Here is a 25,908-nt window from a genome sequence, read left to right on the forward strand (position 1 = left end):
CGGTTTAACTGTTTTTGTTCAACCAGGTGGGAGTTTTTGTCGATGCATACTAAAGTTCGTATCTTATCATCGCGTCTCTACCCTGCATTTGATCGAGGTCAGCATGCAGCATTCGCTCTGCTGATTGCGAAAAAGGGATTCTTCAGCTGCGGCAAGGTCTTTTTGTTGAAAAGATGATGCCGTGTTCGAATAACATAGTTCATCACGCAGCCTTAAACTTAGCCCCGACGACTAAACATGGGGATTACATAAAGCAATGAGTGTTCGTGTCGCTTAACAAGCGTCCCAAAACACGAGTTTACCAGGCAATTAAATATAAACTCTTGCTCTTAACGAGGAAACATTGCTTGAGACTGGCTATTTTTCTCCTTACTCTCTCGCCGACTATAGCCGCGGCAAGCTCTGGGGTCCTGAGCATCTCCTGGGACAACGACCTGCTGACGGGAACCGACAAAGGCTATACCAATGGCGGCCGCCTATCGTACCTGAGCCCTTCCGCCGAAAGAGATGATGATTGCATGCTGTGCCTCGCAAAAAACGCCCGAAACTCATTGGAATGGCTGCCGGTCATCGGTCAACCCGGCAATTCGCATACAGTGACCATCAGCCTGACTCAGTTGATGGTCACCCCGGAAGATATTGAGGCGACAGAGCCGGTTTTCGACGACCTCCCTTATGTCGGTTATCTGTCCGGATCTGCAACACTCTGGAGCATGGGCACCGGCTCTTTGACCGGATTTGGCGTTGAGCTGGGAGTCGTTGGCCCAGATTCCGGCGCTGAGGCCACTCAAAAATGGGTTCATAAACTGACCGGCAGCACCGACCCGAAAGGCTGGGACAACCAGCTCGGCTCTGATGTAACGGCTGGAGTTCACGCCTTCCATGCCAGAAGGTTATTCCGCCGTGAAATGAAAAGCGGTATATCCCAGGATGCCGCCTGGGTGGCCAGCAGCCGGCTGTCGAATTTTATCACCAGCGTAGACCTGGGTCTGTCATGGCGTATCGGCACCAACTTGCCCGCCAACCTTATTCCCGATTATGCAGGTGCCTCCTCAACCATCGGGTTGCCGGGGTCGCTAAAGTCCACTGGCTCCGGATGGGCCGCCTTTATTGGCGCGGGTATCGAGGCCATACCCTACACTTACCTGGAAGAGCAATCGGGCCGCTATAGCTACGATCAGCGCCCTCTGGTCGGCCTGGCAGGGGTTGGTGTAGGCTGGCATGCGCCCAGCTTTCAGTTCTCGATTACCCTGAGAGCAACCACCAGCCAGAACGAAACCAACAAGGCTGCATTGTCTTTTGGGACGATTTCAGCGGGATGGCGCTATTGAGATCAAAGCGCCTGATAAAACACGGTCTCATAGGAAACACCGAATCATTCATGGATAGCCAGGAGACCCACGAAACATGAAAATGGCCTGGGACCGCAGCCTTGCTGTCTCAGCCATCAATAATCACGCCTACAGAGTTTTCTCCAGTGACATGAACTCCCATCAGACACAAAAAGGCCCCGCAGATATTAATCTGCGGGGCCTTTTTGTGGGCGACTCCCGGCGAACCGGAAGTGACAACTGTTATCTAACTAAACCTCGATCAGGACTGTGCTTAGAACTGGTTCATGGTGTTGTCTTTACCACCGGCCTTCAGAGCCGCTTCACCAGCGAAGAACTCTTTGTGGTCATCACCGATGTTGGAACCGGCCATGTCCTGGTGCTTCACAGTCGCGATGCCCTGACGGATTTCCTTGCGCTGAACACCTTCAACGTAGGCCAGCATGCCTTCGTCACCGAAGTAGCCCTTGGCCAGGTTGTCGGTAGACAGAGCCGCAGTGTGGTACGTCGGCAGAGTGATCAGGTGGTGGAACACACCCGCTTCACGGGACGCATCACGCTGGAAGTTACGGCACCACTCGTCAGCCAGCTGGCCCAGCTCAGTGTTGTCGTACTCGGCGCTCATCAGCTTGGCGCGGTCGTAAGCAGACACATCCTTGCCTTCTTCCTTCATGGCATCGAATACCTGCTGACGGAAGTTCAGGGTCCAGTTGAAGGACGGGCTGTTGTTGTAAACCAGCTTGGCATCGGGCACCACTTCCTTGATGCGGTTAACCATGGCAGCGATCTGACCAACGTGCGGCTTCTCGGTCTCGATCCACAGCATGTCTGCGCCGTTCTGCAGGCTGGTGATACAGTCCAGAACAACACGGTCTTCGCCAGAGCCCGGCTTGAAGCAGAACAGGCCAGAGGCCAGACGCTTCGGCTTCAGCAGCTTGCCGTTGGACTTGATCACAACGTCGCCGTTCTCGATCTGGGACGCGTCTTCGATGTACTCGCCGTCCAGGAAGCTGTTGTACTGGTCGCCCAGGTCACCCGGCTCGTTGGTTACAGCGATCTGCTTGGTCAGGCCAGCACCCAGGGAGTCAGTGCGGGCGACGATAACACCGTCGTCCACACCCAGCTCCAGGAACGCCAGACGAACCGCGTTGATCTTGGACAGGAAGTCAGCGTGCGGAACGGTTACTTTACCGTCCTGGTGGCCACACTGCTTCTCGTCAGATACCTGGTTCTCGATCTGGATACAGCAAGCACCGGCTTCGATCATCTGCTTGGCCAGCAGGTAAGTCGCTTCAGCGTTACCGAAACCAGCGTCGATGTCGGCAATGATCGGCACAACGTGAGTTTCGTGGTTGTCGATCTGCTTGATCAGTTCAGCCGCCTTGGCGCTGTCACCAGCGTTTTCAGCTTCTTCCAGGGCGCGGAACAGGTGGTTCAGTTCCCATGCATCAGCCTGGCGCAGGAAGGTGTACAGCTCTTCGATCAGGCCAGATACAGCAGTCTTCTCGTGCATGGACTGGTCAGGCAGCGGGCCGAACTCAGAGCGCAGGGCAGCAACCATCCAGCCAGACAGGTACAGGTAACGACGCTTGGTGGTACCGAAGTGCTTCTTGATGGAGATCAGCTTCTGCTGGCCGATGAAACCGTGCCAGCAACCCAGAGACTGGGTGTACTGGGAAGAATCGGCATCGTACGCAGCCATGTCTTCACGCATGATCTTGGCGGTGTACTTGGCGATGTCCAGACCAGTCTTGAATTTGTTCTGGGCGCGCATGCGGGCAGCGTGCTTCGGGTTGATGGCATTCCAGGTCGGGTTCTGCTTCAGGATGGAAGCGATTTGGTCGACGTCTTGTGCGTAGGGCATGATCTCTATCCTTTCTACGTTTGTGTTCAAAAGGTGCGGAAACGCTGCTGCCAGGCAGCATCCGAAGCCAACTGCCTGCTCAAAAACCGGGCAGGAGCTGACGTTGGGCGTAACTTTAGTGCTTTCCGATTTATAATTGAAATTTATATGGTGTATTTTCGGCATTTTTCTGGTGAATACCAGATCACCCCATGATTGCTTTGAGTTGAGCGGGATCATGGTTGTCATGATCGGACATGCTAGTATTCAAGGCATCCATGACATTTGTCATACGCTGGCACCGACCCGGGACAACAGGATTCCTCTGTGTTTTACCTGAAATCTTTTGGCCACTCCCTGCTCCACGCACTCAAGAACCTGCTACCCATCGTGGTAGTGGTTGTCTTCTTTCAACTGGTCATTCTGCAGCAGGTTCCCGATAACCTGGGCAGCATGACCATTGGCCTGCTGATTGTTGCGATCGGTGTCGCGCTGTTTCTCCAGGGCCTTGAACTCAGCATCTTTCCCGTCGGCAAAAGCCTGTCCAACCAGTTCGCAAAGCGCGGCTCCGTGGCCATACTGTTGAGCTTCGGCTTTGCCATGGGCTTCTCCGCCGTGATTGCCGAGCCAGCCCTGATCGCCGTCGCGGAGCAGGCCCAGAGCATCAGTGAGGGCCGGATTGATGCTTTTACCCTGAGGATGCTGGTGGCCCTGTCTGTAGGGCTGGTTGTAGCTCTCGGTATCTTCCGGACTATTTTCGGATACCCCCTGCACTGGTTCATGATCATCGGCTACATCACTGTGGTGATCGTTACCTGGTTTGCGCCTGAAGAGATTGTCGGCCTCGCCTACGACTCCGGCGGTGTAACCACGAACGTGGTAACCGTGCCGCTCATCGCCGCCCTGGGCATCGGCCTGGCTGCTTCCATCCGGGGCCGCAATCCTCTGACGGATGGCTTCGGGCTGGTTGCCCTGGCGGTGATGGTTCCGATGATTACCGTCCAGATCTATGGCATGGTGGTATACACCGGTAACACGGACAGCGGCGAGCTGATTCTCGCCAGTGACAGCGACACCAAAGCCCCTTCAGGCGCTGTCGCCATGCTGATGGATCTCGCGGAAATGGTCCGGGATGTCCTTCCGATTATCCTGACCGTGGTTATCTTTCAGTACCTTGTACTTCGCAGGAAACTGAGCAACCCACGCAAAGTCATCTTTGGTTTTGTATTGGTCATCCTCGGTTTGTATGCCTTTGTTGTTGGCCTGAAAATGGGACTTTTCCCGATCGGGACCAGCATGGCTGAGCAACTCACAGCAAGAGACAATTTCACCTACATTTACCTGTTTGCCTTGCTGATCGGCTTTGCCACAACCATGGCGGAACCCGCCCTTATCGCTATCGGAAAACAAGCTGAAGAAGCCGCCGGGGGTGCGCTCAACGGGAATATTATCCGCATCCTCGTAGCTGTCGGGGTCGCCATCGGGATTACCATCGGTGTCCACCGCATTATTACCGGCGACTCCATTCACTACTACATCATGGCTGGCTATATTCTGGTGATCCTGCTCACCGTACTGGCACCCAAGTACATTGTCGCCCTGGCCTACGATCTTGGCGGGGTAACCACCTCGGAAGTAACGGTTCCGCTGGTAACGGCCCTGGGTATTGGACTTGCTTCCAGCATCGAGGGCAGGAATGTGTTGATTGATGGTTTCGGGCTGATTGCTTTTGCGTCCATTTTCCCCATCGTTACAGTGATGGCATACGCCATCGTTTCTCAATATCTTTCAGATCACAGGAAGGCAACCCAATGAAATTTTCGGCACTGGTGGCAATCGTTCCGGAAGATCTTGAACAGGAATGTATTGATGAAGCCCGCGAACTGGGCGCCGGCGGCATCACCGTGATGTCCGGCCGGGGAATCAGCAACACCGCAAAGAAAACCTTTTTCGGGCTCACTTATGACGGCAGCCAGAGCGTGTTGCTGATGGTTCTGGAAAAGGGCCTGTCGCTGGAGATACTCAAAACCCTGCAAAAGGTGGTCATGCCCGACCCCAAAGACTCCCAGGGTCTGATCTTCACCGTGCCTCTGGAACATCTCGGGGGCATCGATATGGCCCAGGTCGAAAAGTTCGAACAACACCTGAAAGATTCACTCTGATCGGAGCGCTGCAATGAAACTGGTCAAAGATGTAATGGTTACCGAGATCATCAAGACTTCGCCCTTCTCGACACTACGCGAGGCGCTGTCACTGATGAAACGCCACAATGTAAAGTCGCTGGTGGTGGAACGCCAGAACGAGCATGACGCCTGGGGGCTGATCACTTACACCAACGTGCTTAAGGCCGTCATTGCCGAAGACGGTGATATTGACCTGCTGAATGTTTACGACGTGTGCGCAAAGCCGGTGATCAGCGTCGGCGAGAGCCTCTCGCTCCGACACGCCGCCAGCCTTATGACAGAGCATCGGGTAAAGCGCCTTCTGGTCCTCGCTGATAACGAACTGAAAGGTTTTGTCGTGATGGACGACATCATGCAGGCACTGCTGGACACCATCGATTGATCGCCACATCACAAGGACTTCAGTTCCTCGCGAGCACCAGCAACTGGTCACCCTCACCGAGGTCCAGATAGTGGTTCCGGGGCGGATTCATCAACAGGTGACGACCACGTTCATCGGCAGCCTTGCGATAGAGGCCGAGCGCAATCTCACCTTTGTCCGCAACGATTTTCTCAAGTAGCTGGAAATCCGTGCTGGCCGGTAGGGGATAATCGTGAGGATCGCGAAACTGAATCTCCGCGCCCCCCACGGTGAACAGTTCATCCAGCACCACCCGAAGCTCGCGACGCAAGGCCACCTGAGCCAGAACATGGCTCAGAATCATTGGGCTGATCAACATCTCACTCTGGTGGCCATAGAGCAGCTGGCGGTTGTTGGGATCACTCAACTCCATAATCACCTGCGGGCGCTGGGGTGTCTCGGCCAGAATCTCTTCCAGCTGCAGGTAACCAACCATGGCCCGGGCATCGGCCTCTTCCCCGGAGCCAAGGCGGTCACTGCTCAGCAGAATGACTGTATCGTAGCTAGCCGGATTCAGCTTTCGCAGCTCGTCTTCCACCATGTAGTCAGCTTCCAGCAACTGACCGTTGATGACTTCAAGATCAACGCCGTAGCGGGCAATCTCTCGCTGGCGCTCCTTTAACGGGGTGGCCGACACCATATCCAGCATGAATTTACGCCCTTTATAGCTGCTAAACTCAGCCGCCAGACTGGGTACCCGGCGGTTCCAGCCCAATATCAGCACCCGATGAGTCCCCGAACCGCCAGTCGCGTGGTGCTGCGCCGCGCCCCTTTCAATCACAGGCAGCGGTTCAGCTTTCGGGCTTGCCCCTGTATGTTCGTAATCACTGGCCAACAACACCACACGATCTTCACGGCAAATCACCGTGTCTGACGGTGCCAGCAGGTTGACCTTCCAGCCGCTACCGGCGGGCTGCAACAAACCAAGAACAATGGCATTCGGGCGCTGGGCCGCCAGTTCGCCCAGGCTCAAGCCTTCCGCGGTTTCACCGCCCCGGACAAAAATTTCACTGCCTTCTCCGGCGGTCAGCAGTTCGTTATAGACCTCAGAAAGATGGGGATGCAGTACGTTCTGCACCATCAGCCTGCTGATGGTGACATCGCCAGCCACCACCTCCACCGCTCCCGGATAGGCACGTTCAATCACCGACAGTTTGCGCATGTCCTGAATCTCAGCCACGACAAACGGAAGCGGAGCGTTCAGATGGCGAGCCTGGGCAGCAATGGACAGCAAAGCCTTGACGGTTTCTACGTCTGACGTCACCAGGCTTCCGGCATCGTGAACCTGACTCGGCACAATCACCGCAGCGGCATCCAGGCAGGCTACCCGGTGCAAGGCGTCGGGCTGGATAGCCGAGCCACTGCGAAGAATCACCTCCCGGGCCCGGCGCCCAACTCCGGGTTCATTCCCCAGCTCGTGAGCCTGCTCTGCACTGGCTTCTTCGGCCAGAACTACCAACCGTAACTTCTGGGTGTCGTGCTTCTCCAGAAAACGCTGCATTCGACCGGTAGAGCCGAACAACTCCGCCACCAATGGCGGTGTTTGTGCCGTCCAGCCAAGCACCACAAAATGGTTCTTCAGGGTGACCGGTGTCAGGCCTCGCTCCAGCTCTGCCATCTTGGCAATCAACCAGCGGGTGAGAATGGCCACCAGGGTGCCCATGAACACCACATAACCAAGAACGGTCAGCAAGGTTGAAACAACCCGTTGCCAGGTGCCCACATCGTCGCCCAGATAACCCGGGTCGGTCAGCCGCAGAAAAGCCCACCAGACCGCCGCGCCAGGATCATCAAAGTCGCCTCCCTGGGGCACCACCAGCATTCCGCCAATCAGCGAAATCAGCCCGATAAAGAAGCCAACAACCAGTAACTGAAACCCAGCCCCTTTGACGAGCTGGCGCTCTACGATGAACTTCAGGCGATCAACAACCCGGAATGGCAACATGGTGGTCCTTTTTTGCGAATCGTCAGTGTTGAACATAGGATAGAACAAAGCCTTTCAGGAAGGTGACCTCAATCCATGACGAAAACCTCAACCCGACGCCCTGCTTCGCGCTGGATGATCCTGGCCCTGGCATCCACCCTGGCCAGCACCGCAAGCGCCAGCAATGGCCATATCCCGCAACCCTGGCGCTCCGATGCGGTGGTTCTGGGCCGGGATGAGGCATACAACACCGAACGTTTTCTCCACGAACTGACGTTTGATCACCGTCAAACCTTGCCAGGCGCAACCGATAATGGCATCCGAGGTACCGGGGGCAGCGTCAGCAGTCGCCGGCTGTATTTCGACTTCCGCTACCGCCAGGACTTTGGTTTTCGCGATGATCAAAACGGTTTTCTGCTCGACATTCAACGGGCAGAAGATCTGGACGGCCCCTATCAGCGGCAGTTGGTGGGCTTTCGGCAGAATCTTGGCGAGCGCTCCGAGGTGTGGCTGCAGGGGGATGTGTATTCCGACAAGGCAGAATCCGATATTTATCTCAGCGTTCGCCATCACCTCAGCAGCCAGAGTTGGCTGCACGCCAGCCTGATACTGCCGGATTACTACTTTAACGAAAAAACCGATACCGACGACCGCTTCGACAAAAAGCCCCGGTCCTATTTCCTGCAATGGCACCAGAAAGGGGCCTCTGACGTGGAGGGGACGACGGTTTCGCTTAATCTCTCCCCCGAATCCCGCTTCATCAGCCAGCGGCAGGAGCTGACCGTGGGCAACGAAACCCAGCGCGGGGCCATCAGCCATCGCCAGCAGGCCGGAGACTGGCTGATCGGGTTACACCTGGAAGGTGAGCGAACACGGCGGGATTACGCGCTTCAGCGGAGCGATGAAAACAGGGCCACCGGATTCGAGCGGGATCACCTGAAGGCCCGAGGCTCCGCTACTCTGACGCCTCACCGGCTTACCCCCACCATTGGCGTGGCCTGGCTGCAACTGGATGAAACCGGATATTTCGGGCGAGAGCTGAACGATGAGGGGCGCATTCGGCGCCGGGAACCCACGGTTTTCGCCGAGATCACCTTGAGCGCCACCCAGCACACCAGCATCAACCCGGGCATCTACCTGAGTGCGCCCGAGATCCGGCAAACGTTTGAACAGGCGGAGGAACAACGCCGGCATACCGGCTTTACCGGCAAGCTGGCCGTGCCTATTGAAACCCGACTGAGCGCCAGCAACCAGGCCGTATTAACCCTGAACCCCACCTTCTATCTGCACAAATTCGGGTTTGGCGGCGGCAACCTGCAGCTGCACTGGCCGCTGTAAGCAGATCAAACCATCTGTGGGGCGCTGCGGCGGGAACTGAGGGTTTCCAGGGCGGCAGCCAGCGATGGATAAAAGCTGCTGACGCCGGGTTCCGGTGCTAGCCCTGCCCGAGCTAAGGCCCGAAGGGGCTGAAACTGAAGGTCAGCGATCATGATTTCGGTACCGTTTTTCCGGCACTGGTCAATCAGTTTGTTCAACGCCGCCAGGCCGCCGGCATCCAGCACGGTCACGCCGTCCATATACAGGACGAAGCCCCGGGTCTCCCGGGAGAGATCTGCCAGCTCACCGAATACGCGGTCTGCGGCGGCAAAGAACAGTGGGCCATTGATCTTGAACACCCGCCAGCCTTTCGGCAGCCCGGCCTGCACTACCCGTTTGTTATCGCTGATGTCTGTCACCTTGGTCATCTGAGCCATTTCACGCATGAACAGCACCGCCGCCAACAAGACACCGGTGGTAATGGCAATGACCATATCCAGCGCCACGGTCAGGCCAAAACAGGTAAAAAACACCAGCACATCGCTGCGCGGGGCGGTTTTCAGCAGATGCACGGCCTTGGGGGCCTCGCTCATGTTCCAGGCCACCATGATCAGCAGCGCAGCCATGGCTGGCATGGGCAGGTATGCCAGAATACCGGCCAGCGACACCAGCGCCAGCAACACCACCAGGGCATGCACCATAGCAGCCACCGGTGACTGGGCCCCGGCCCGATAGTTGGCAGCTGAGCGGGCAATGGCGGCGGTGGCGGTAATACCGCCGAAAAACGGCACCACAATGTTGCCGATGCCCTGCCCCATCAGTTCGCTGTTGGCGCTGTGGCGTTTGCCGGTCATGCCATCCAGCACCACGGCACACAGCAAAGACTCGATAGCTCCGAGCATGGCAATAGCAAAGGCCGCCGGCAGCAGCTCGCGGACCATATTCCAGGACAGGCCCACCGGCTCGCCCTGGGCATTCAGTTGCTGCCAGGGCCAGGCAAATTCGGGAAGAAACGGTGGAATGCCGGCACCGGTACTGCCATCGGGCAACAGGTAACTGAACCGGGAACCGATGGTCTCTATGGCCGCTCCATTGGCATTGAACCAGATCGCCAGCAGGCTGCCGATAATCACCGCAGGCAGGTGCGGCGGCACCGGCGTTTTCAGCCTGGGCCACAGCAACATAACCGCCAGGGTAGTGGCGGCTATCAGTGTGCTCATGGAATCCAGGGCCGGTAACTGCTGGGCCAGCACCGCCAGCTTGTCCCAGTAATGCTCCGGCATGGTCTCTACCGACAGGCCAAAAAAGTCTTTCACCTGCAGGGTGGCGATCACCACCGCAATACCGCCGGTGAACCCCAGGGTGACGGATTCCGGGATATACTCGATAAAGCGGCCCAGGCGCATCACCGCCATAATCACCAGCAACACCCCGGACATCAGGGTGGCCAGCAGCAGGCCACCCAGGCCGTAGCTCTGGGCAATGGGGTACAGAATCACCACGAACGCCGCCGTGGGGCCGGAGATGCTGTAACGGCTGCCGCCGAACAGGGCAATCACAAAACCGGCAATGAAGGCGGTATAAAGGCCATACTGGGGGGCAACGCCACTGGCAATGGCCAGCGCCATGGCCAGGGGGATAGCAATAATGCCGACGGTGACGCCGGCCATCAGGTCTTTCAGGAAGCGGCCGCCGGTATAACGCTCATCCACACAGGCTTCACGGAAGGCGTGGGCAATCCTCAGAGAAAACAGATGAGCGCGGTGCGACATGAGGCACTTCCCGGTTGCGGCTATAGCTCAGTCATTATATGCTCACGCCGATTACATTCAATGTTAACCTGATTAACATGCCATGAGCACTACCACTTATGACTAAGGAAAACCGAACAGCCCGATTGACGCTACTGATCGATCCGGAGAAGAAAGCGGTCTTTGAGGAACTGTGCAAAGCAGAGGATGTCACTCCGTCACAGAAAGTCCGCCAGTTTATCCGCGAATACGTCGAGCAGAGACTGGGCGAAGACTGGCGCGAACGGCGCACCGACAAACCTGACTGAGCATCGCCGATGGCCTCACCTGAACGCTTTCGCCTCCCTGTTCTGGCGCTCAGCCTGGCGCTAACGACCGGTTGTGCCCAGCTACCCAAACCGTCCGGCACAGAGTCCGCGCAACCACAAACCCTGTATGACAGCGTACTGGTCAACAGCCATTCAAGCCAGCCAGTCACCATCGACAACCTGGCACGAGCACTGACCAGCACCGATGTGGTGGTGATTGGCGAGTATCATGGCCACCAGGCCTCGCACCTCCTGCAGGCCCAATTGCAACAACGGCTTTACCAACAGCGTCCGCGCCAGGTGTTGACCCTGGAGCAGTTCAACCTGGATTATCAGCCGGCGCTGGACAGTTATCTGGCGGGCATCACCGGCGAAACCGAAATGATCGAAGACGCCAATGCCTGGGACAACTACCGGGCTTCTTACCGGCCGCTGGTGGAATTTGCCCGGCGCCATGATCTTCCCGTTGTTGCCGCCAATGCCCCTGCCGATGTGGTTCGCTGCGTGGGCCGCACCGGCCCGGACTACCTCGAGCGCTTGCCCACCGACCAGCGGCAAACGCTGCCTGAGCAGCCCTTCCGGGACACGCCGGCCTACCGGGAAAAGTTTGTCGAGGCCATCAGCGGCAGCCACGGCCAGGGCGATCCCTCCATGGCCGAGCGCATGGATAACACCTACAACGCCCAACTACTGCGCGACAACACCATGGCCATGCGCATCCTGCAAGCCCATCAACAACACCCGGACCACCAGGTAGTGCACCTGACAGGCACCTTCCACAGTGAGCAGGGGCTGGGCACCGTGGCGTTGCTCAAACAACAGGCGCCGGAGCTTTCTGTGGTGGTGATCAGTCCAGTGTTCTGGCCAAACGAGGAACGACAAGCACCGTTTGCCGACAACCTCGACAAGGGCGATTACCTGTATCTGATCCAACCCTTGCCGCCGGAATTCCGGGACACGGATCGGCGGCAGAACGCCATGCGGGAACGTTTTAGCAGTGGACCAGCGGTCCAGTGCATCACAGAATAGGCACGTTGATTCACACAAGGGACTGAACCATGAAAGTTGTTGTTGCCATTATCCTGGGCATAAGCCTGATTCTCTCTGCGTTGTTATTGAAAGAAGGGCTCACCGGCCTGAAAACGTCGGATCGATACGTCACCGTCAAAGGCGTTGCCGAGCGGGAGGTGCAGGCCGATCTGGCACTCTGGCCGATCCGATTTGTCGCCACGGGCAACACCCTGGAACAAGCGCAGGAAAAAGCACGCAGTAGCCGCGAAGCCATCTATGCGTTTCTGGAGTTACAGGCGATCGACAAGAACGCCGTTGAGCTGCAACGGCTGGATGTCACCGACACTCGCGCCAACCCCTATCAGGGCGAGGGCGAACAGAAGTTCATCATCAACCAGACCTTAATGGTACGCAGCACCCAGATCGACCGCATTCGCCAGGCGGCCCAGAACGTCAGTGAACTGGTGGATTCCGGCGTACTGCTGACCACCGACTACGGCCCCGGCGGCCCCACTTACCTGTTCAGTGGCCTGAACGATATCAAGCCAGCGATGATTGCCGAAGCCACCGCAGCCGCGCGGGAAGCTGCCCAGCAGTTCGCCCGGGATGCCAACGCCAGTGTTGGCGGTTTGCGCCGGGCCAATCAGGGGGTGTTCCAGATTCTGGCCCGGGACCAGGCACCAGGGATTTCTGAGCAACAGCAGCCCGTGAAAACGGTACGCGTTGTATCGACCGTCGACTATTACCTCGAGTAACGTCCGCCTACTGGGTTTGAACCATCTCGTCCGTCACCTGATAATCACCGGCCAGCCAGCGCAGAATCTCGTTGGCGGCCGGGTGATCAAAGGCATCGTAGGTGTGGATCAGTGCCTGCTTCTTTTCGTCACTGACCCGCTCCAGCCCGGCATCCTGCAGCACCAGCAGATCGGTTTGTAGCTGATTGGCAAGGTCTACCCCCAACAGTTCCCGGGCGGCATGATGAAACGCCTGGCCATACTGATAGTTCGGCCCCTGCCGGTAAGATTCCGCCAGAGTGAGCGCGGGTATCGCCGTCAACGCCGGCTGTAGTGCCGGATTGATGGCGTGGCCGGCCAGATGAGCAGCATTGTTCGCGGGGCGGCCGGTAAAGGCCCGCAGGTGCAGATGCCGGGACATCCGGTCACCATCATTCACCGGGTAGTTATCCCACAGCACCGGTTTGCGGCCCAGGCGGTCCCCAACACGCTTCAGGTGCCCTGGCGAGATTTCCCGGGAACAGACTTCCTCTCCGGTCCAGAACACCCTGACCTCTTTCGGCAACTCGGCGCCCAGGGTTTCCAGATAGTCCGCCGGGCGTTCGCCGAACACGCGGTCCAGCACCGGGTCGTCGGAATAGTAGGTAGGGCACATGCTGATGGTGGTGGCCTTGGAGTTATCCCGAATCCAGCGGACAATCTCCGCCTGGGTGCGGGCCAACTCCGGCACTTCAGAGCGCATGTCATCAAACAGGATGGCCAGCTCCTGAATACCCGCCTTGTCGAGCATCCGGAGCTTGGCCGCCAGTGCCTCCCGGGCGGCATCGTCAAACCGGTTGAAAATCTCGAACGGGCTCAGGCCTACCCCGAAACGTACGCCTTCGCGCCGGCACAACCGGGCAAAGGATTCCAGCTCGGCGGCCTGGTCTGCCGGATGGGGTTCCTGCCAGCGACGGCGCAGGTAGGGGTCCGCCTTCGGGGCATACAGGTAAAAGCTGTAGCCATGGGCGGCCAGCGAGGTCATCAGGCGCCCCCGCTCTGCCCAACTCCACATTGGGCCATAGAAACCTTCGATAACACCCAGCTCAACTGTCATGACCTGCTCGCTCCCTGATTACTGCGTTCTCTCTTCGTATCCTCAAGTGTACTCCGGATCGGGCGAATCACCATGAACGAAACGTCAGTGGCCGGCAAGGCAATCGTATACTCCGGCGATAGGCGACTGACGGCGGGCAGGATAGACTGTCCGCTCGCTCACAACGGAACCCGGCTGATCATGCCAGATGCCCAAAATCGCCTGACCGCCCTGGACGCACTACGTGGACTTGCGGCTCTGGGCGTTGTCCTGTTCCATTACCTGCCCTATTACGACCGGCTGTATGACCACTCTTTCAGCAGTCCCGGCTTCCTGGATTTCGGGCGCTACGGTGTGCACCTGTTTTTCATGCTCAGCGGCTTTGTCATTTTCATGACTCTGGAGCGTACGCGCACTTCCGGTCAGTTCGCCCTGGCCCGTGCCTTTCGACTTCTACCCGCCTTGTGGGCAGGCATTGCTCTCACCTATCTGATGGTCCACTGGCTCGGGCCGGAGGATCGTATGGTTAGCATCGATGCGGCACTGATGAACCTGACGCTGTTGCATGAGTACCTGGGCTACCCCCACGTTGACGGTGCCTACTGGAGCCTGGTGATTGAAGCGACCTTCTACGTGTGGATTGCGTTGCTGTTCTATGGCCTGGGCGATTGGCGCAGGATTCGGACGGTACTCTGGGCCTGGGTGCTGGTCAGTTATGCCGGTGTCATCTGGTGGAAGGCCATTCCGGACGCCCTGGATTTTCTGCTGAAAGATTTGCTCTTTGTTCGCTACGCGCCACTGTTTATCAGCGGCATGCTGATCTACCGGGCCTATCGCGACCGCCGCTTGCCCGCCCTCGATATCTCCCTGCTGGCCCTCAGCATCGGCCATTGCCTGGTCGCCTACAAAGCACCATTCAGTATCTTCGTGCTGGCCTGCTACGGCATTTTCGCACTGGCGGTCGCCGGCTACCTGAATGTGCTGTCACGCCCCAGCCTGCTCTGGCTGGGAAGCATTTCCTACACGCTGTACCTGGTTCATCAGAACATTGGCTATGGGTTGATCGACCTCACTTATCAGGCAGGCCTTCCGGGACAACTGGGGGTGATGTTGGCGCTGGCGGTGGCGATTGCCCTGGCCGCTGTCCTGCACTACGGCATCGAGAAGCCCGCCCTGGCTTATTACCGACAATGGCGCGCCAACCGCGCGACACCGGCTACCCTGCCAGTCAGTGCGACGGAGCGCCCTCAAGAATGATTTCGACGCGGCGATCAGCCGGGCCCGATCAGGAAAACCGCTGACAGAACTCCCAAAGCAAGTGCCGGCATGGACCAGACATGGAACGCCAACCACAAGCCCTGCACCCGAGCCAGCCGCAAGGCGATCAGGTTGGCCAGCGACCCGATAGCCAGGCCGAACCCGCCCACGGACACACCCCAGGCTAACGCTCGCCAATCATCGGTGAACGGCGCGAGAAAAATCGCCGCAGGAACGTTCGACATCACTTGGGACATCAGGACAGAGGCAGTCAGCACCCCTCCGGGCAAGGCCAGCAACCACTCCACCAGAGCCTCAGCCGCTGGCAAGGTGGCCAACAACCCGAGGTTCACAAACATCAGCAGGAACACCAACAGCAGCAACCAGTCGACACCCCGCAGGACCGACCGGAATACCAGCCCATACAACACCAGTATCACCAGCGCGGCGGCGATTACGCCACCCGCCTCAGCCGCCAGAATAAACACCGGGTACAAGAGGCCAGACACCAACAACAGCCTTGGTTTAGCCAGCCTGGCCACCAGGCTGACGCGGACAGGCCTCGAAGGAAACGCCAGGGCTGTCGCCAATCCCAGCGCCAACGATAACCAAAGCACCAGCGGCAGCATCGCGCTGACAAATTCGATGAACCCCAACTCCCGGGTTTGCCAGATAAACAGGTTCTGGGGGTTACCTATGGGGGTCAGTGCCGAGCCCACATTCACCGCCAGGGCCTGGAAGATCACCAGCCGGCCCAGAGGAATGTCGACAACCGACGCCAGTGCCACGGTCAGCGGCACCACAATGAACAGGGTCACGTCGTTGGTGACCACCGCCGACAACGCCATGGAAAAGCCCACCAACGTCAGAGCCAGGGCACGTTCGGTGCAGAATCGCGCTACCAGCCAGACCCCCGCAAGCGCCAGGGCTCCGCTGTCCTCCAGCCCTCGACTCAGTACCAGGAACCCGGTCAACGCTGCCAGAGTTTGCCAATGCACCAGTTCAACCAGCTCATTCAGCTCTGGCGAGGTGAACCACAACAAGGGCAAAAGCGACAGCACCAACGCCAATAACAGGTAATCTTCCGTCAGCCGGGTCAGCAAAAAACGAAAAGGTTTTGAAGGATTCATCAAGCTCCTGATCCCGATCAAAAGACCGCCAACATGGAAGGTGGAAAATATCGTCTAGACTTACAGAAAATTGTTGAACCACTTCATTTTGAAGGGAGTTTACCTGTATGGAAATCAAAACCTTCGCAGATCTGATCGACTGGACCCGGCAGCTGCACGCCCACCTTGCCCGCTGCCTGCACGAATCGGCGGCCCTGAACCAGGATGAGCGAGCCAGCGCCCTGTTGGATTACATCAGCCGCCACGAAGACCTGCTGGCAAAAGCCGTAGCAGAGTATGAAAAACAGGCGGACTCGAAAGCCATGAACACCCGCCTCTACGACTATGGCGTGCACAAACCTATCGAGAATGAACGCACCTGCGACACCCACTACAACGATCTGGATTTTGCCGGCATTGCCCGTGAGATTTTCGATTTCCACGACCAGGTAATGAACCTGTATGACAACCTGATCGGCAAAGCCGAGATTCCCGAGGCCAAAACCCTGCTGGAAGACCTGAAATCCCTCGAGGAACACGAGGCCATGCGCATGGCCAGCCAGATCGGCCGCATGCAGGATGTGTGAACTTCTCACCTCCCAACGACCTTAGACCTATGTCGTACATAGGTTATTTTTTGCTGTAGAACGGCCGCGGTAGTTGCTAATCTGAACTAGACTGTCCGGACGGTGGTTTCCTACAGGGAACCGGGTCCATCGAAAACGACAAATACAATAAAACCAGAGGATAGAAGAGCAATGAAGATCCGTTCTGTTCTTTCCGCGGCTGTGCTGGCTGTGGCAACTACCTTTGCCGCCACTCAGGCGCTCGCCCAAGACACCTTCACCCTCAAACTTGCAGAAACCTGGGGACCTAACTTTCCGATATTTGGAGATGCCACCAAAAGCATGGCCCAGATGGCGGAAAAAATGTCCAACGGCCGGCTGAAAATCCGGATCGATTCTGCCAACAAGCACAAAGCCCCGCTCGGCGTTTTTGACATGGTCAAAGCCGGTCAGTACGACATGGGTCACTCTGCCTCCTATTACTGGAAAGGCAAGGTACCCAACACACTATTCTTCACCAGCATGCCCTTTGGCATGACAGCCCTTGAGCAATACGCCTGGTTCTATTATGGCGATGGCATGGACCTGATGCAGGAGGTGTACGAACCTCACAACATGCTGTCCTTCCCCGGCGGCAACACAGGCAACCAGATGGGCGGCTGGTTCCGCAAGGAAATCAAATCACTGGACGACCTGAAAGGTCTGAAAATGCGTATTCCAGGCTTTGCCGGAGAGGTGTTTGCGGAAGTAGGCGTTAACCCCACCAATATCGCTCCCGGCGAACTCTATACAGCCCTTGAGCGCAACACCATCGACGCCCTGGAGTGGGTAGGTCCAGCACTCGATCTCCGTCTGGGCTTCCACCAGATCGCGGACTATTACTACACTGGCTGGCATGAGCCTGCCACCGAACTGCAGTTCCTGATCAACAAGCGTGTCTGGGAGCGGCTGCCAGCAGACCTGCAGGAAATCCTGCGCGTTGCCATGCGTACCGCGGCCTACGATATGCTGATTCATTCTCAGCATGAAAACGCCAAGGCGTGGGCTAACATCAAGCAGGACTATCCCAACGTACAGATCAAGAATTTCCCAGACGATGTTTTCCAGGCCATGTATGACGCCAATCAGAAATTGCTCAAGGAAGCCGCCGGCAACAATGAGCAGGCTGCGCGTATCGTAAAGTCTCTTGAGGACTACCAACGGGATTCCCGAGCGTACACTCGCATTTCTGATAACGCCTATCTCAATACCATGGCTGAAATCGAGTAAAATTGAGGCCTTCAAGTAACAGAGCCGGGATCGCTCAACGCAGTGATCCCGGTTTTTTCGTTTCACAGATACGCATCCGCTTTGCGGAGGACGAAGTTCCATGTACTGGATAATCAAACTCGACAAGAGCCTGGCCTGGCTCTCGAAACTGTGCGGCGTGATTGCCTGCCTGGCCATGATCCTGATGGCCGTGAACGTTTTCTACGATGTCGTTGCCCGTTACGTCTTCAACGATGTGTCCATCGCCATGCAGGAAATGGAATGGCATCTATATTCCGTGGTTTTTCTGCTGGGTATTCCCTACGCCCTGCGCACGGATGGCCACGTTCGGGTAGACGTGTTCTATACCCGCTGGAGTAACAAGACCAAGGCCTGGGTCAATATTCTGGGTGCGCTGATTTTTGTCATTCCCTTTGCCTACCTGATCGGCCGTTACGGTTACAGCTTCGCCCTGGATTCCTACCAGATGGGCGAAGGCAGTGGTGACCCAGGTGGCCTGCCTCACCGCTGGGTGATCAAAGCGGTGATACCATTGAGTGCCGTATTCATGGCCACCGCCGGCCTGAATATGGTGACCTATGCCATTCGGGTGCTGGCGGGCGAGAAGGAATACGTGGGCGAGCATAGCGCGGGAGGCCTGGCATGATCGGTATGATTATGTTCGGCGTGGCCCTGATCATGCTGATGTTCGGTTTCCCCGTGGCCTTTACGTTTGGTGGTGTGGCTCTGGTGTTCGGTATCTATGCCGAGGGCATGGATCTGTTTGCCTTCATGCCGTACCGCATCATGAGCGTGATGCAGAATACGGTTCTGATGGCGGTGCCCTTGTTCATTTTTATGGGGGTGGTGCTGCAACGCACCAAATTGGCTGAGCAACTGCTCACCTCCATGGGTCGCCTGTTTGGCGGTTTGCCGGGTGGTTTGGCCATTTCCACCATTCTTGTGGGCGCGCTCCTAGCCGCTTCGACCGGTGTGGTGGGCGCCAGCGTGGTGGCTATGGGCCTGATTTCTCTGCCGGTCATGCTTGCGCACAAATACGACAAACGGCTGGCAACCGGCACGATTTGCGCTTCTGGCACCCTGGGGCAGATAGTTCCCCCCTCCATCATTCTGATCATTCTAGGCGATGTACTGGGGCTGCCCGTTGGCGACCTGTTCAGGGCTGCCGTGGGACCTGGTGTGCTTCTTATCGGCCTGTACATTGTTTACATACTTATCCTTACCCGGTTAAAGCCGCAGACCGCACCTGCAATGCCCAAGGATGACGACAGCATTAGCCGGGGCAAAGAGATACGCGATGCCCTGCTGGCAATTATCCCTCCGCTTGCATTAATCATCGTGGTGCTTGGCTCCATCTTCACCGGCATTGCCACCCCCACTGAGTCTTCAGCCCTGGGCGGTATCGGCGCGGTGGTACTGGCGCTGATCTACCGGCAGTTCTCGTTCAAGATGGTCTGGGATGCAGCAAAGGACACGGTCAGCGTGACCGCCATGGTCTTTGCCATTCTGATTGGGGCCACGGCATTCTCGATGGTGTTCAGTTACACCGGTGGCGACTACCTGCTTGAAGAGTGGCTGCTGATGCTGCCGGGCGAGCAGTGGGGCTTCATCATTCTGGCCATGCTGGTCATCCTGATTCTCGGCTTCTTCATCGACTTCGTGGAGATTTCGTTCATCATCGTGCCCATCCTGGCGCCGGTGGCGGAAGCGCTGGGCATCAACATGCTGTGGTTTGCCATTCTGGTGGCCATGAACCTGCAAACCAGTTTCCTGACACCACCCTTCGGGTTCTCACTGTTCTACCTTAAAGGGGTGGCACCACCGAATGTCCGAACGATCGATATCTACAAAGGCATTGTGCCATTCATACTGATCCAGATTCTGGTGCTGGCGCTGATCGTCATCTTCCCGGAATGGTTCGGCATGAGCTCCACCTACTGACCTTTCAGGCAGGGTCGGGTATGCAACCCGCCCCTGCCTCCTGTCCTTTTTGCCCCCAAACCTGACAAACCCTGATCATTTTCTATACTAAGTCAGAAACGCGACTCTCAGTGATGCATTCGGGAAAACGCCGGAGAATGAACGCGAAGGGAGAGAAGTTTCATGGCACAGGGCACAGCTCCAAAGACGGACTATTCTGACAGCAACACCAAAGCACATGTTCTTAGCCTGCCATTGGAAAACAGTCAGGCTGATCGCGAACCACACAGCTATGAACGCTGGCTGATCGCCAAGTTGATGCGAATGGCCGGCTCACCCGCCATACGCTTCCAGCTATGGAATGGCGAGGTCATCGAGCCAGAGCAAGGGCCCGCCCGCTTCACCCTGCACCTGAAGGATCACAAGGCACTCTACTCCCTCGTTGCCAACCCCAACCTCGCCTTCGGCGATCTGTACAGCGCTGGCCGCCTGGAGATCGATGGCGACCTGCCTGATCTGATGGAAAGCCTTTACCGATCAGTCCACGCCGCCCGACAGAAATGGCCAAAATGGCTGGATGCGCTTTGGAAGAATCACAACCCCAGAGCAACCGGCATTTCCGAAGCCAAGGAAAACATTCACCACCACTACGACCTGGGCAACGAGTTTTACCAACTCTGGCTGGACAACGCAGAAATGCAGTACACCTGTGCCTATTACGAGCACCCCGGTAACACACTGGAGCAGGCACAACTGGCCAAACTGGAGCATGTGTGCCGGAAGCTTCGCCTGAAGCCAGGCATGACGGTGGTGGAAGCCGGCTGTGGCTGGGGCGGCCTGGCCCGTTATATGGCCCGCAACTACGGCGTGAAAGTTCACTCCTACAACATATCCCGTGAGCAACTGGCATACGCCCAGGCCGAATCTGAACGCCAAGGGCTCGATGGTCTTATTACCTATGTGGAGGACGACTACCGCAACATCACCGGCCAGTATGACGCATTCGTCTCTGTTGGCATGCTGGAGCACGTTGGCAAGGAAAACTACCGAGCCCTGTCGGAGCTGATCAAGCGCAGCCTGAAACCCAACGGCATAGCTCTGCTCCACAGCATCGGGCGCAACCGGCCCATGCTAATGAATGCCTGGATAGAGAAGCGGATCTTTCCCGGCGCCTACCCTCCCAGTATCGGCGAGTTTATGGAAATCTGTGAGCACAGCGACTTCTCGGTGCTGGATGTGGAGAACCTGCGGCTGCACTATGCCCAGACCCTGAGCCACTGGACGGAGCGCTTCGAGGCCAATGCCGAGCGCGTTACCGAGATGTACGACGAACACTTCACCCGGGCCTGGCGACTGTACCTGGCCGGATCTATTGCGGCGTTCCGGGCCGGTTCGCTGCAGCTGTTCCAGGTGGTGTTCACCCACGGTGATAACAATCAGTTGCCCCAGAGCCGGCAGGACCTGTATGCCTTCCCAGCAACACCGGAGGGCAGTTGATGGAATACTACGACGCGATTATCGTAGGTGCCGGCCCGGCGGGTGCGACGCTGGCGCGGTCCTTGGAGAATGCAGGCAAAAATGTGCTGGTCATCGACAAAGCCGACTTCCCGCGTGATAAAACCTGCGCCGGCTGGGTAACGCCGGCCGTGATGGACAGCCTGGACATCGATCCGGACGATTACGGCCATGGCCGGACCCTGCAGCCCATTCGTCGTTTCCGCATCGGCATGATGGACCAGCCTGCGGTGGAAAATGATCACCAGGGTATCGTCAGCTACGGCATCCGCCGTTGTGAGTTCGATGCCTTTCTGCTGAACCGTGCAACCTGTGCCAAACAACTGGGCACAACGGTTAAATCCATCGTGCGCAGCAACGGCAACTGGACCATCAACGAACAATGGCAGGCTCCGCTATTAATCGGTGCCGGGGGACACTTCTGCCCGGTTGCCAAGCTGCTGGGCAATGGCCCCGGCAAACACGAAACGGTGGTGGCCGCCAAGGAAGTCGAATTCGAGATGACTCCGGAACAGGCCAGCACCTGCGAAGCCCGGGGGGACACCCCGGAGCTCTGGTTCTGCCGGGATCTCAAGGGTTATGCCTGGGTATTCCGCAAAGGTAATTTCCTGAACATTGGCCTGGGGCGGGAAGACAACCACAGGCTAACGGATCACCTGGAGGCATTCGTAGACGATATGAAGCACGAAGGGCGAATACCCGCGGACCTGCCGGGGCGATTCAAAGGCCATGCCTACCTGCTGTACGCCCATGCCGATCGGCCCCTGGTAGACGACGGCGTACTACTGATCGGAGATGCAGCGGGCCTGGCTTACACCCAGAGCGGTGAGGGTATCCGCCCTGCCATTGAATCTGCCCTGATGGCGGCCGACGTCATTCTTAACGCCGCAGACTTTTCCGCGGTCTCACTCCAGCACTACGGTGAGCGCATTGCGGAACGCTTTGGCAACCGAGCAGCCGAACAGCAACCCGGCTGGGAACTACCGGAATGGCTGAAACAGCCGGTCGCCAGCACGTTGATGCGTTCGCACTGGTTCACCCGCAAGGTGGTGACCGAAAAATGGTTCCTGCATCAGGATGTGCCGCCACTTAAAGCCGCCGGCTGAAACGCAAAAAGCCGGGCCCTTGCGGGGCCCGGCGAAGTGACGCGACATGAAAAGGGTATTACATGGAGAACTTGTGATCGAAGCCGATACCGAAGGTGGTGTCTTTGTCTTCGCTCAGGTCTTCCTCTACCTCGGTCAGGAACGCATACACCTTGCTGTTTTTGCCAACCTTGTAATCAGCACCCAGCGCCCACAAGCTGCGCTCTTCATCTGTCAGATCACCCTCGGTCAGACCATACTGGGCCTTCAGCTTCAGATTGCCGGTCTTAAACGCACCGCTAACCAGGTAGCTGGTGTCTTCCATGTTGTTGTTGGCGCCTTCAGCCAACTGGTACAGGAAACCGGCTTCAAATGCGCTGGTGTTGACGCCCGCCACAAAACGAAGGATATCGTTCTGCGGATCCTGTGCACCGCCGTCAGAATCCACAAAGCGGCGGGGAGTGCTGCTACCACGGGTACGAGTAGTCGTTTCAGAATCGTAGGCAATCGCACCGTAGAAGATGTCTTTCTGGAACGTCAGTGAGGCGGAAATCGCATCTGCTGGGCCGTCATTGGCATCCGGGTTAGCAACGTCATCAAACTCTTCGCCCGGAATAAACGCAACGTTCAGGGTCAGCATGTCTGCCAGTTTCGGGGTGCTGTACTGAATGATGTTGGTTGCACGCAGCTGGCCGGTCATCAGGAAATCGATGTCGCCCGGGGTATCGTTGAACTGGTCAACGCTCATCTCGGCACGCTTGAGCGGGGTGTCAAAGTTACCGGCAATCAGTGTGCCCGCGTTGGCGTGTTTGAAACCACCAAAAATGTTGCGCTGGCTGAAAGGTGTTCCGCCATCATCAACGTTGATCTGGTATTCCGCCTGGTAAACAGCAACCACGTCTTCAATGTTCAGGTCCAGCTCACCTTTTACGCCAAGACGGGAAGCGTTGCTCTGCAAACGCCAGGCATCGTTAGAGAAAGAGGCGCGATCACGATCCTGATTCTCATAGGAAACGTTCACTTTACCGTAAACAGTCGGGCCCTTGTCAGCCATCGCCACAGACGGCGCGACAACCATGGAACCGATAGCCAGTGCCAGCAATTGCTTTTTCATTACGTTCTTCTCCATCAGTGATCATTCTTGATCGGTGTTGAATTTCGTGATGTCACTATGGCGATGGTTTATGAACGATTTGTTAACTATATATGTCAGTTGTGTGAAACCTGACTTTCAGCAAAGGGTTGCGATGCACAAAGACAAACCCCGCCTCACGGCGGGGTTGTTTTAACAGACTGCTTTGGCGGATTACTCGGCGTATTGCAGGACCACCTTATACACAGCAGTTGTGCCACTCACTTCATTACCGGTAAGCAAGAGCACGTCGCCATTTGGTGACTGGTTCGCGGGTATCACAGTGATGTCCTCAATCCCCAGGTCACCGGCGATAGCCAGGTTGGTTTCCGGGTCCAACACCCATTCCTCTCGGGTGTTGAGGTAGTCCACAATCGACGGCGACTGCGGATTGGTGATGTCAAACACCATGACACCACCCATACGTTCAAGACCGAGGAAGGCGAACGTGCGATCACCAAAGGTGGCCGCTGTTACCGCTTCCGGCTCTGGCCCCTTGTTATCCGAACGGTTCAGGAACGAATCACCGGCACTGTGGTTCGAGTTGAAGAACTCAGCACAGGGGATATTTCGCTGCGACCCGGCAAGGCAGGCATCACTGGCCAGATACTGCTCAACCATGTCGCCGGAATCCCACACCAGATCACCATCAGCCGACCAGATCGCCATGGAACGGCCACCAAAAGCGTAAACCGCGTCATACATCAGGCGGTCACCTGCAGGGTCCTCAACACCGGCGGTGTTGAACATCACGGGGTCACCGTTTTCATCGGTGCGGTAGCCCATGGTCCAGGTCACGGTGAGGCGGCCCAACTGTTCATCTTCCCGGCAGCCGCCCGGCTCACCGGCACTGGCGCCGCAGTAGTCGAACACCTCGGGGTTCAGCAGCGCCCCCTTGGCCAGATCGTAGAGCTGTGGCGGCATGTCATCGCCCAGGCGGCGCTCAAAACCGTTCCTGTGGAACAAGTGCTTGAATCGTATTTCCTCGACAAAGCCCTGATTGGCATCACCACCAAAGGCAGGGTCTTCCGAATCTTCAGGCCCCCAATAGGCTGGGTTATCCTCACCCCAGGCCCGGGCATCACCCTCGTTGGCGGTCAGGATGTATGTCTCGCCGTTGCTGCTGAAGCTGGCGATGGCATCCGGATGGTACATACCGAGAATCCCCGGCCAGGGTTTGATGCCGATTGCATCGTTGCTATCGCTGGCATCCAGACCCTGACCTTCAGCACCATGATCCTTGTAGCCCAGCGGCAGGATCTCCGTGATGGTGGCCGAGGCGATGTCCACTTTCGCCAGTGCGTTGTTCTCCTGCAACGCCACCCATGCAGTGGTGCTGTCGGCGTTCACTGTAATGTACTCCGGCTCCATATCCTGGGCGACACTGGCACCCGGCCCGAATACCCGAACACCATCCGCCACCAGCTGCGCTCTCTGGCTATTGAAGGCGGTAAAATCTGCCGTTCTGACTTGCAGGTTGTCAGGGTCAGTCACATCAATGACTGAAACAGAGCCTTCCGGATCAATCTGGTAGTCGTCACTCGGTTCGCCCTCATTGGCGACCAAAAGGTATTTGCCATCAGGCGTGAACGTCAGCATATCCGGCTGCGCACCAACCTCGACCGAGCCACGCAGCGACAGCGTTGCGGCATCGTATATGGCGGCGAAGCCCGGTTCCGTTTTGGGTGACGCCTCGATCGCGACGGCAACGAGTCCGTTCTGGACCGCGACACTGTTAACAACCGCATTATCAGCAATGTCACCAACCATCAGGGTATCAAGCAGGGTTGGTGCTGATGGGTCATTCATATCCAGCACGTTCAGTACGCCTTCCTTGGCGTTCACCACAAACGCTCTGCGGCTGGCGGCGTCATATCCCGTAATTTCTGCGGCACTTTCACCAAAAACGCCAGAGCTGTATCGACCAACGAACTCAAGTGTCAGGCCAGTGACCGCCGGGGGCGCCTCCACGGGTGGTGGGTTATTGTTGTCCGAAGACAGGCAGCCGCTCAGCAACACGGCCGAGACACTGATGGCCAGCAGTGATGGTTTGAAAATGGTTTTTGGGTTTTGCACGGAACGCTCCTTTGCTTTGTTAGAAAACTAACTCGGTAGCAAAGAAACCTATTTCACCGCTGTTACAGGATCGGGAAGGAAATAAGACAGGACAATGACATA

General features: G+C 57.2%; 22 protein-coding genes. 15 read left to right on the forward strand and 7 right to left on the reverse strand.

Going from position 1 to position 25,908, the window contains the following annotated elements; genetic code table 11:
* Positions 1–347 precede the first annotated feature (347 nt).
* Positions 348–1,331: a lipid A deacylase LpxR family protein gene (locus tag ACNSOI_RS17275; RefSeq protein WP_420194635.1), complete on the forward strand. Its 984-nt coding sequence runs from the start codon at positions 348–350 to the stop codon at positions 1,329–1,331.
* A gap of 274 nt (positions 1,332–1,605) precedes the next feature.
* On the opposite strand, the gene ACNSOI_RS17280 is transcribed toward ACNSOI_RS17275, so the two are convergent.
* Positions 1,606–3,195 (reverse strand): isocitrate lyase, encoded by a 1,590-nt coding sequence (locus ACNSOI_RS17280; RefSeq protein WP_420194636.1) that lies wholly within the window; start codon positions 3,193–3,195, stop codon positions 1,606–1,608.
* Positions 3,196–3,501: 306 nt separating this feature from the next.
* On the opposite strand from ACNSOI_RS17280, the gene ACNSOI_RS17285 reads away from it, so the two are divergent.
* Genes ACNSOI_RS17285 through ACNSOI_RS17295 form a run of 3 tightly spaced genes read left to right on the forward strand, consistent with a single transcriptional unit; the run spans position 3,502 to position 5,739 of the window.
* Positions 3,502–4,989, forward strand: a complete 1,488-nt coding sequence (locus tag ACNSOI_RS17285) for a DUF1538 domain-containing protein (RefSeq protein WP_420194637.1) — start codon at positions 3,502–3,504, stop codon at positions 4,987–4,989.
* Complete coding sequence (locus ACNSOI_RS17290; RefSeq protein ID WP_420194638.1) at positions 4,986–5,336, forward strand: transcriptional regulator; 351 nt, start codon at positions 4,986–4,988, stop codon at positions 5,334–5,336. Before ACNSOI_RS17285 ends, ACNSOI_RS17290 begins: the two co-directional genes overlap by 4 nt.
* Before the next feature lie 13 nt (positions 5,337–5,349).
* Entirely contained in the window at positions 5,350–5,739 is a 390-nt protein-coding gene (locus ACNSOI_RS17295) for a CBS domain-containing protein (RefSeq protein WP_420194639.1), read from the forward strand.
* A gap of 19 nt (positions 5,740–5,758) precedes the next feature.
* On the opposite strand, the gene ACNSOI_RS17300 is transcribed toward ACNSOI_RS17295, so the two are convergent.
* Positions 5,759–7,702 (reverse strand): CASTOR/POLLUX-related putative ion channel, encoded by a 1,944-nt coding sequence (locus ACNSOI_RS17300; protein WP_420194640.1) that lies wholly within the window; start codon positions 7,700–7,702, stop codon positions 5,759–5,761.
* Positions 7,703–7,777: 75 nt separating this feature from the next.
* Between ACNSOI_RS17300 and ACNSOI_RS17305 the strand changes: the two genes are divergently transcribed.
* Positions 7,778–9,019, forward strand: coding sequence for a hypothetical protein (locus ACNSOI_RS17305; protein ID WP_420194641.1), 1,242 nt, complete (start codon positions 7,778–7,780; stop codon positions 9,017–9,019).
* A gap of 5 nt (positions 9,020–9,024) precedes the next feature.
* Here the strand turns inward: ACNSOI_RS17305 and dauA are convergent, their stop codons facing one another.
* Positions 9,025–10,770, reverse strand: coding sequence for a C4-dicarboxylic acid transporter DauA (dauA, locus tag ACNSOI_RS17310; protein WP_420194642.1), 1,746 nt, complete (start codon positions 10,768–10,770; stop codon positions 9,025–9,027).
* 98 nt (positions 10,771–10,868) lie between these two features.
* On the opposite strand from dauA, the gene ACNSOI_RS17315 reads away from it, so the two are divergent.
* Genes ACNSOI_RS17315 through ACNSOI_RS17325 form a run of 3 tightly spaced genes read left to right on the forward strand, consistent with a single transcriptional unit; the run spans position 10,869 to position 12,823 of the window.
* Positions 10,869–11,057 (forward strand): CopG family transcriptional regulator, encoded by a 189-nt coding sequence (locus ACNSOI_RS17315; RefSeq protein ID WP_072676199.1) that lies wholly within the window; start codon positions 10,869–10,871, stop codon positions 11,055–11,057.
* 9 nt (positions 11,058–11,066) lie between these two features.
* The gene (locus ACNSOI_RS17320; RefSeq protein ID WP_420194643.1) at positions 11,067–12,086 is read left to right on the forward strand and encodes a ChaN family lipoprotein; all 1,020 of its coding nucleotides are present in this window, start codon (positions 11,067–11,069) and stop codon (positions 12,084–12,086) included.
* A gap of 29 nt (positions 12,087–12,115) precedes the next feature.
* A complete protein-coding gene (locus tag ACNSOI_RS17325) occupies positions 12,116–12,823 on the forward strand; it encodes an SIMPL domain-containing protein (RefSeq protein WP_420194644.1) in 708 nt (235 codons plus the stop codon).
* Between the two features lie 7 nt (positions 12,824–12,830).
* Here the strand turns inward: ACNSOI_RS17325 and ACNSOI_RS17330 are convergent, their stop codons facing one another.
* Positions 12,831–13,898: a beta-N-acetylglucosaminidase domain-containing protein gene (locus ACNSOI_RS17330; protein WP_420194645.1), complete on the reverse strand. Its 1,068-nt coding sequence runs from the start codon at positions 13,896–13,898 to the stop codon at positions 12,831–12,833.
* Between the two features lie 72 nt (positions 13,899–13,970).
* Between ACNSOI_RS17330 and ACNSOI_RS17335 the strand changes: the two genes are divergently transcribed.
* Positions 13,971–15,134 carry an acyltransferase family protein gene (locus tag ACNSOI_RS17335; RefSeq protein ID WP_420194646.1) on the forward strand — a complete coding sequence of 388 codons (1,164 nt, stop codon included), beginning with the start codon at positions 13,971–13,973 and terminating at the stop codon, positions 15,132–15,134.
* A 14-nt stretch (positions 15,135–15,148) separates the two neighbouring features.
* Here ACNSOI_RS17335 and ACNSOI_RS17340 read toward each other — a convergent pair whose 3' ends face one another.
* Positions 15,149–16,264 carry an SLC13 family permease gene (locus ACNSOI_RS17340; protein WP_420194647.1) on the reverse strand — a complete coding sequence of 372 codons (1,116 nt, stop codon included), beginning with the start codon at positions 16,262–16,264 and terminating at the stop codon, positions 15,149–15,151.
* A gap of 107 nt (positions 16,265–16,371) precedes the next feature.
* Here ACNSOI_RS17340 and ACNSOI_RS17345 point away from each other — a divergent pair, with 107 nt between their 5' ends.
* The 6 genes from ACNSOI_RS17345 to ACNSOI_RS17370 all read left to right on the forward strand — a co-directional run bounded on the left by ACNSOI_RS17345 (position 16,372) and on the right by ACNSOI_RS17370 (position 22,619).
* Complete coding sequence (locus ACNSOI_RS17345) at positions 16,372–16,830, forward strand: ATPase (RefSeq protein WP_420194648.1); 459 nt, start codon at positions 16,372–16,374, stop codon at positions 16,828–16,830.
* Positions 16,831–17,001: 171 nt separating this feature from the next.
* Positions 17,002–18,078, forward strand: coding sequence for a TRAP transporter substrate-binding protein (locus ACNSOI_RS17350; protein WP_061330748.1), 1,077 nt, complete (start codon positions 17,002–17,004; stop codon positions 18,076–18,078).
* Positions 18,079–18,178: 100 nt separating this feature from the next.
* Positions 18,179–18,724, forward strand: a complete 546-nt coding sequence (locus tag ACNSOI_RS17355) for a TRAP transporter small permease subunit (RefSeq protein ID WP_106693907.1) — start codon at positions 18,179–18,181, stop codon at positions 18,722–18,724.
* Positions 18,721–20,019 (forward strand): TRAP transporter large permease, encoded by a 1,299-nt coding sequence (locus ACNSOI_RS17360; RefSeq protein WP_061330750.1) that lies wholly within the window; start codon positions 18,721–18,723, stop codon positions 20,017–20,019. The genes ACNSOI_RS17355 and ACNSOI_RS17360 overlap by 4 nt, the downstream gene beginning before the upstream one ends.
* 162 nt (positions 20,020–20,181) lie before the next feature.
* Positions 20,182–21,495: a class I SAM-dependent methyltransferase gene (locus tag ACNSOI_RS17365; RefSeq protein ID WP_420194649.1), complete on the forward strand. Its 1,314-nt coding sequence runs from the start codon at positions 20,182–20,184 to the stop codon at positions 21,493–21,495.
* Positions 21,495–22,619, forward strand: coding sequence for an NAD(P)/FAD-dependent oxidoreductase (locus ACNSOI_RS17370; RefSeq protein ID WP_420194650.1), 1,125 nt, complete (start codon positions 21,495–21,497; stop codon positions 22,617–22,619). Before ACNSOI_RS17365 ends, ACNSOI_RS17370 begins: the two co-directional genes overlap by 1 nt.
* Positions 22,620–22,677: 58 nt before the next feature.
* Here ACNSOI_RS17370 and ACNSOI_RS17375 read toward each other — a convergent pair whose 3' ends face one another.
* A complete protein-coding gene (locus ACNSOI_RS17375) occupies positions 22,678–23,712 on the reverse strand; it encodes a porin (RefSeq protein WP_420194651.1) in 1,035 nt (344 codons plus the stop codon).
* Between the two features lie 192 nt (positions 23,713–23,904).
* The gene (locus ACNSOI_RS17380) at positions 23,905–25,806 is read right to left on the reverse strand and encodes a choice-of-anchor I family protein (protein WP_420194652.1); all 1,902 of its coding nucleotides are present in this window, start codon (positions 25,804–25,806) and stop codon (positions 23,905–23,907) included.
* Between the last annotated feature and the right edge of the window lie 102 nt (positions 25,807–25,908).

The sequence above is a fragment of the Marinobacter sp. GH_1 genome (assembly GCF_048595985.1).
Taxonomy (GTDB): Bacteria; Pseudomonadota; Gammaproteobacteria; order Pseudomonadales; family Oleiphilaceae; genus Marinobacter; species Marinobacter shengliensis.

Excerpts from the sequence above, each read along its gene's own strand:
- ACNSOI_RS17335 (WP_420194646.1), top strand. The coding sequence starts at position 13,971 with ATGAACGAAACGTCAGTGGCCGGCAAGGCAATCGTATACTCCGGCGAT.
- ACNSOI_RS17315 (WP_072676199.1), top strand. The coding sequence starts at position 10,869 with ATGACTAAGGAAAACCGAACAGCCCGATTGACGCTACTGATCGATCCG.
- ACNSOI_RS17295 (WP_420194639.1), top strand. The coding sequence starts at position 5,350 with ATGAAACTGGTCAAAGATGTAATGGTTACCGAGATCATCAAGACTTCG.
- ACNSOI_RS17350 (WP_061330748.1), top strand. The coding sequence starts at position 17,002 with ATGAAGATCCGTTCTGTTCTTTCCGCGGCTGTGCTGGCTGTGGCAACT.
- ACNSOI_RS17375 (WP_420194651.1), bottom strand. The coding sequence starts at position 23,712 with ATGAAAAAGCAATTGCTGGCACTGGCTATCGGTTCCATGGTTGTCGCG.
- ACNSOI_RS17290 (WP_420194638.1), top strand. The coding sequence starts at position 4,986 with ATGAAATTTTCGGCACTGGTGGCAATCGTTCCGGAAGATCTTGAACAG.
- ACNSOI_RS17330 (WP_420194645.1), bottom strand. The coding sequence starts at position 13,898 with ATGACAGTTGAGCTGGGTGTTATCGAAGGTTTCTATGGCCCAATGTGG.
- ACNSOI_RS17325 (WP_420194644.1), top strand. The coding sequence starts at position 12,116 with ATGAAAGTTGTTGTTGCCATTATCCTGGGCATAAGCCTGATTCTCTCT.
- ACNSOI_RS17370 (WP_420194650.1), top strand. The coding sequence starts at position 21,495 with ATGGAATACTACGACGCGATTATCGTAGGTGCCGGCCCGGCGGGTGCG.
- ACNSOI_RS17320 (WP_420194643.1), top strand. The coding sequence starts at position 11,067 with ATGGCCTCACCTGAACGCTTTCGCCTCCCTGTTCTGGCGCTCAGCCTG.
- ACNSOI_RS17340 (WP_420194647.1), bottom strand. The coding sequence starts at position 16,264 with ATGAATCCTTCAAAACCTTTTCGTTTTTTGCTGACCCGGCTGACGGAA.
- dauA (WP_420194642.1), bottom strand. The coding sequence starts at position 10,770 with ATGTCGCACCGCGCTCATCTGTTTTCTCTGAGGATTGCCCACGCCTTC.
- ACNSOI_RS17300 (WP_420194640.1), bottom strand. The coding sequence starts at position 7,702 with ATGTTGCCATTCCGGGTTGTTGATCGCCTGAAGTTCATCGTAGAGCGC.
- ACNSOI_RS17345 (WP_420194648.1), top strand. The coding sequence starts at position 16,372 with ATGGAAATCAAAACCTTCGCAGATCTGATCGACTGGACCCGGCAGCTG.
- ACNSOI_RS17355 (WP_106693907.1), top strand. The coding sequence starts at position 18,179 with ATGTACTGGATAATCAAACTCGACAAGAGCCTGGCCTGGCTCTCGAAA.
- ACNSOI_RS17365 (WP_420194649.1), top strand. The coding sequence starts at position 20,182 with ATGGCACAGGGCACAGCTCCAAAGACGGACTATTCTGACAGCAACACC.
- ACNSOI_RS17305 (WP_420194641.1), top strand. The coding sequence starts at position 7,778 with ATGACGAAAACCTCAACCCGACGCCCTGCTTCGCGCTGGATGATCCTG.
- ACNSOI_RS17280 (WP_420194636.1), bottom strand. The coding sequence starts at position 3,195 with ATGCCCTACGCACAAGACGTCGACCAAATCGCTTCCATCCTGAAGCAG.
- ACNSOI_RS17360 (WP_061330750.1), top strand. The coding sequence starts at position 18,721 with ATGATCGGTATGATTATGTTCGGCGTGGCCCTGATCATGCTGATGTTC.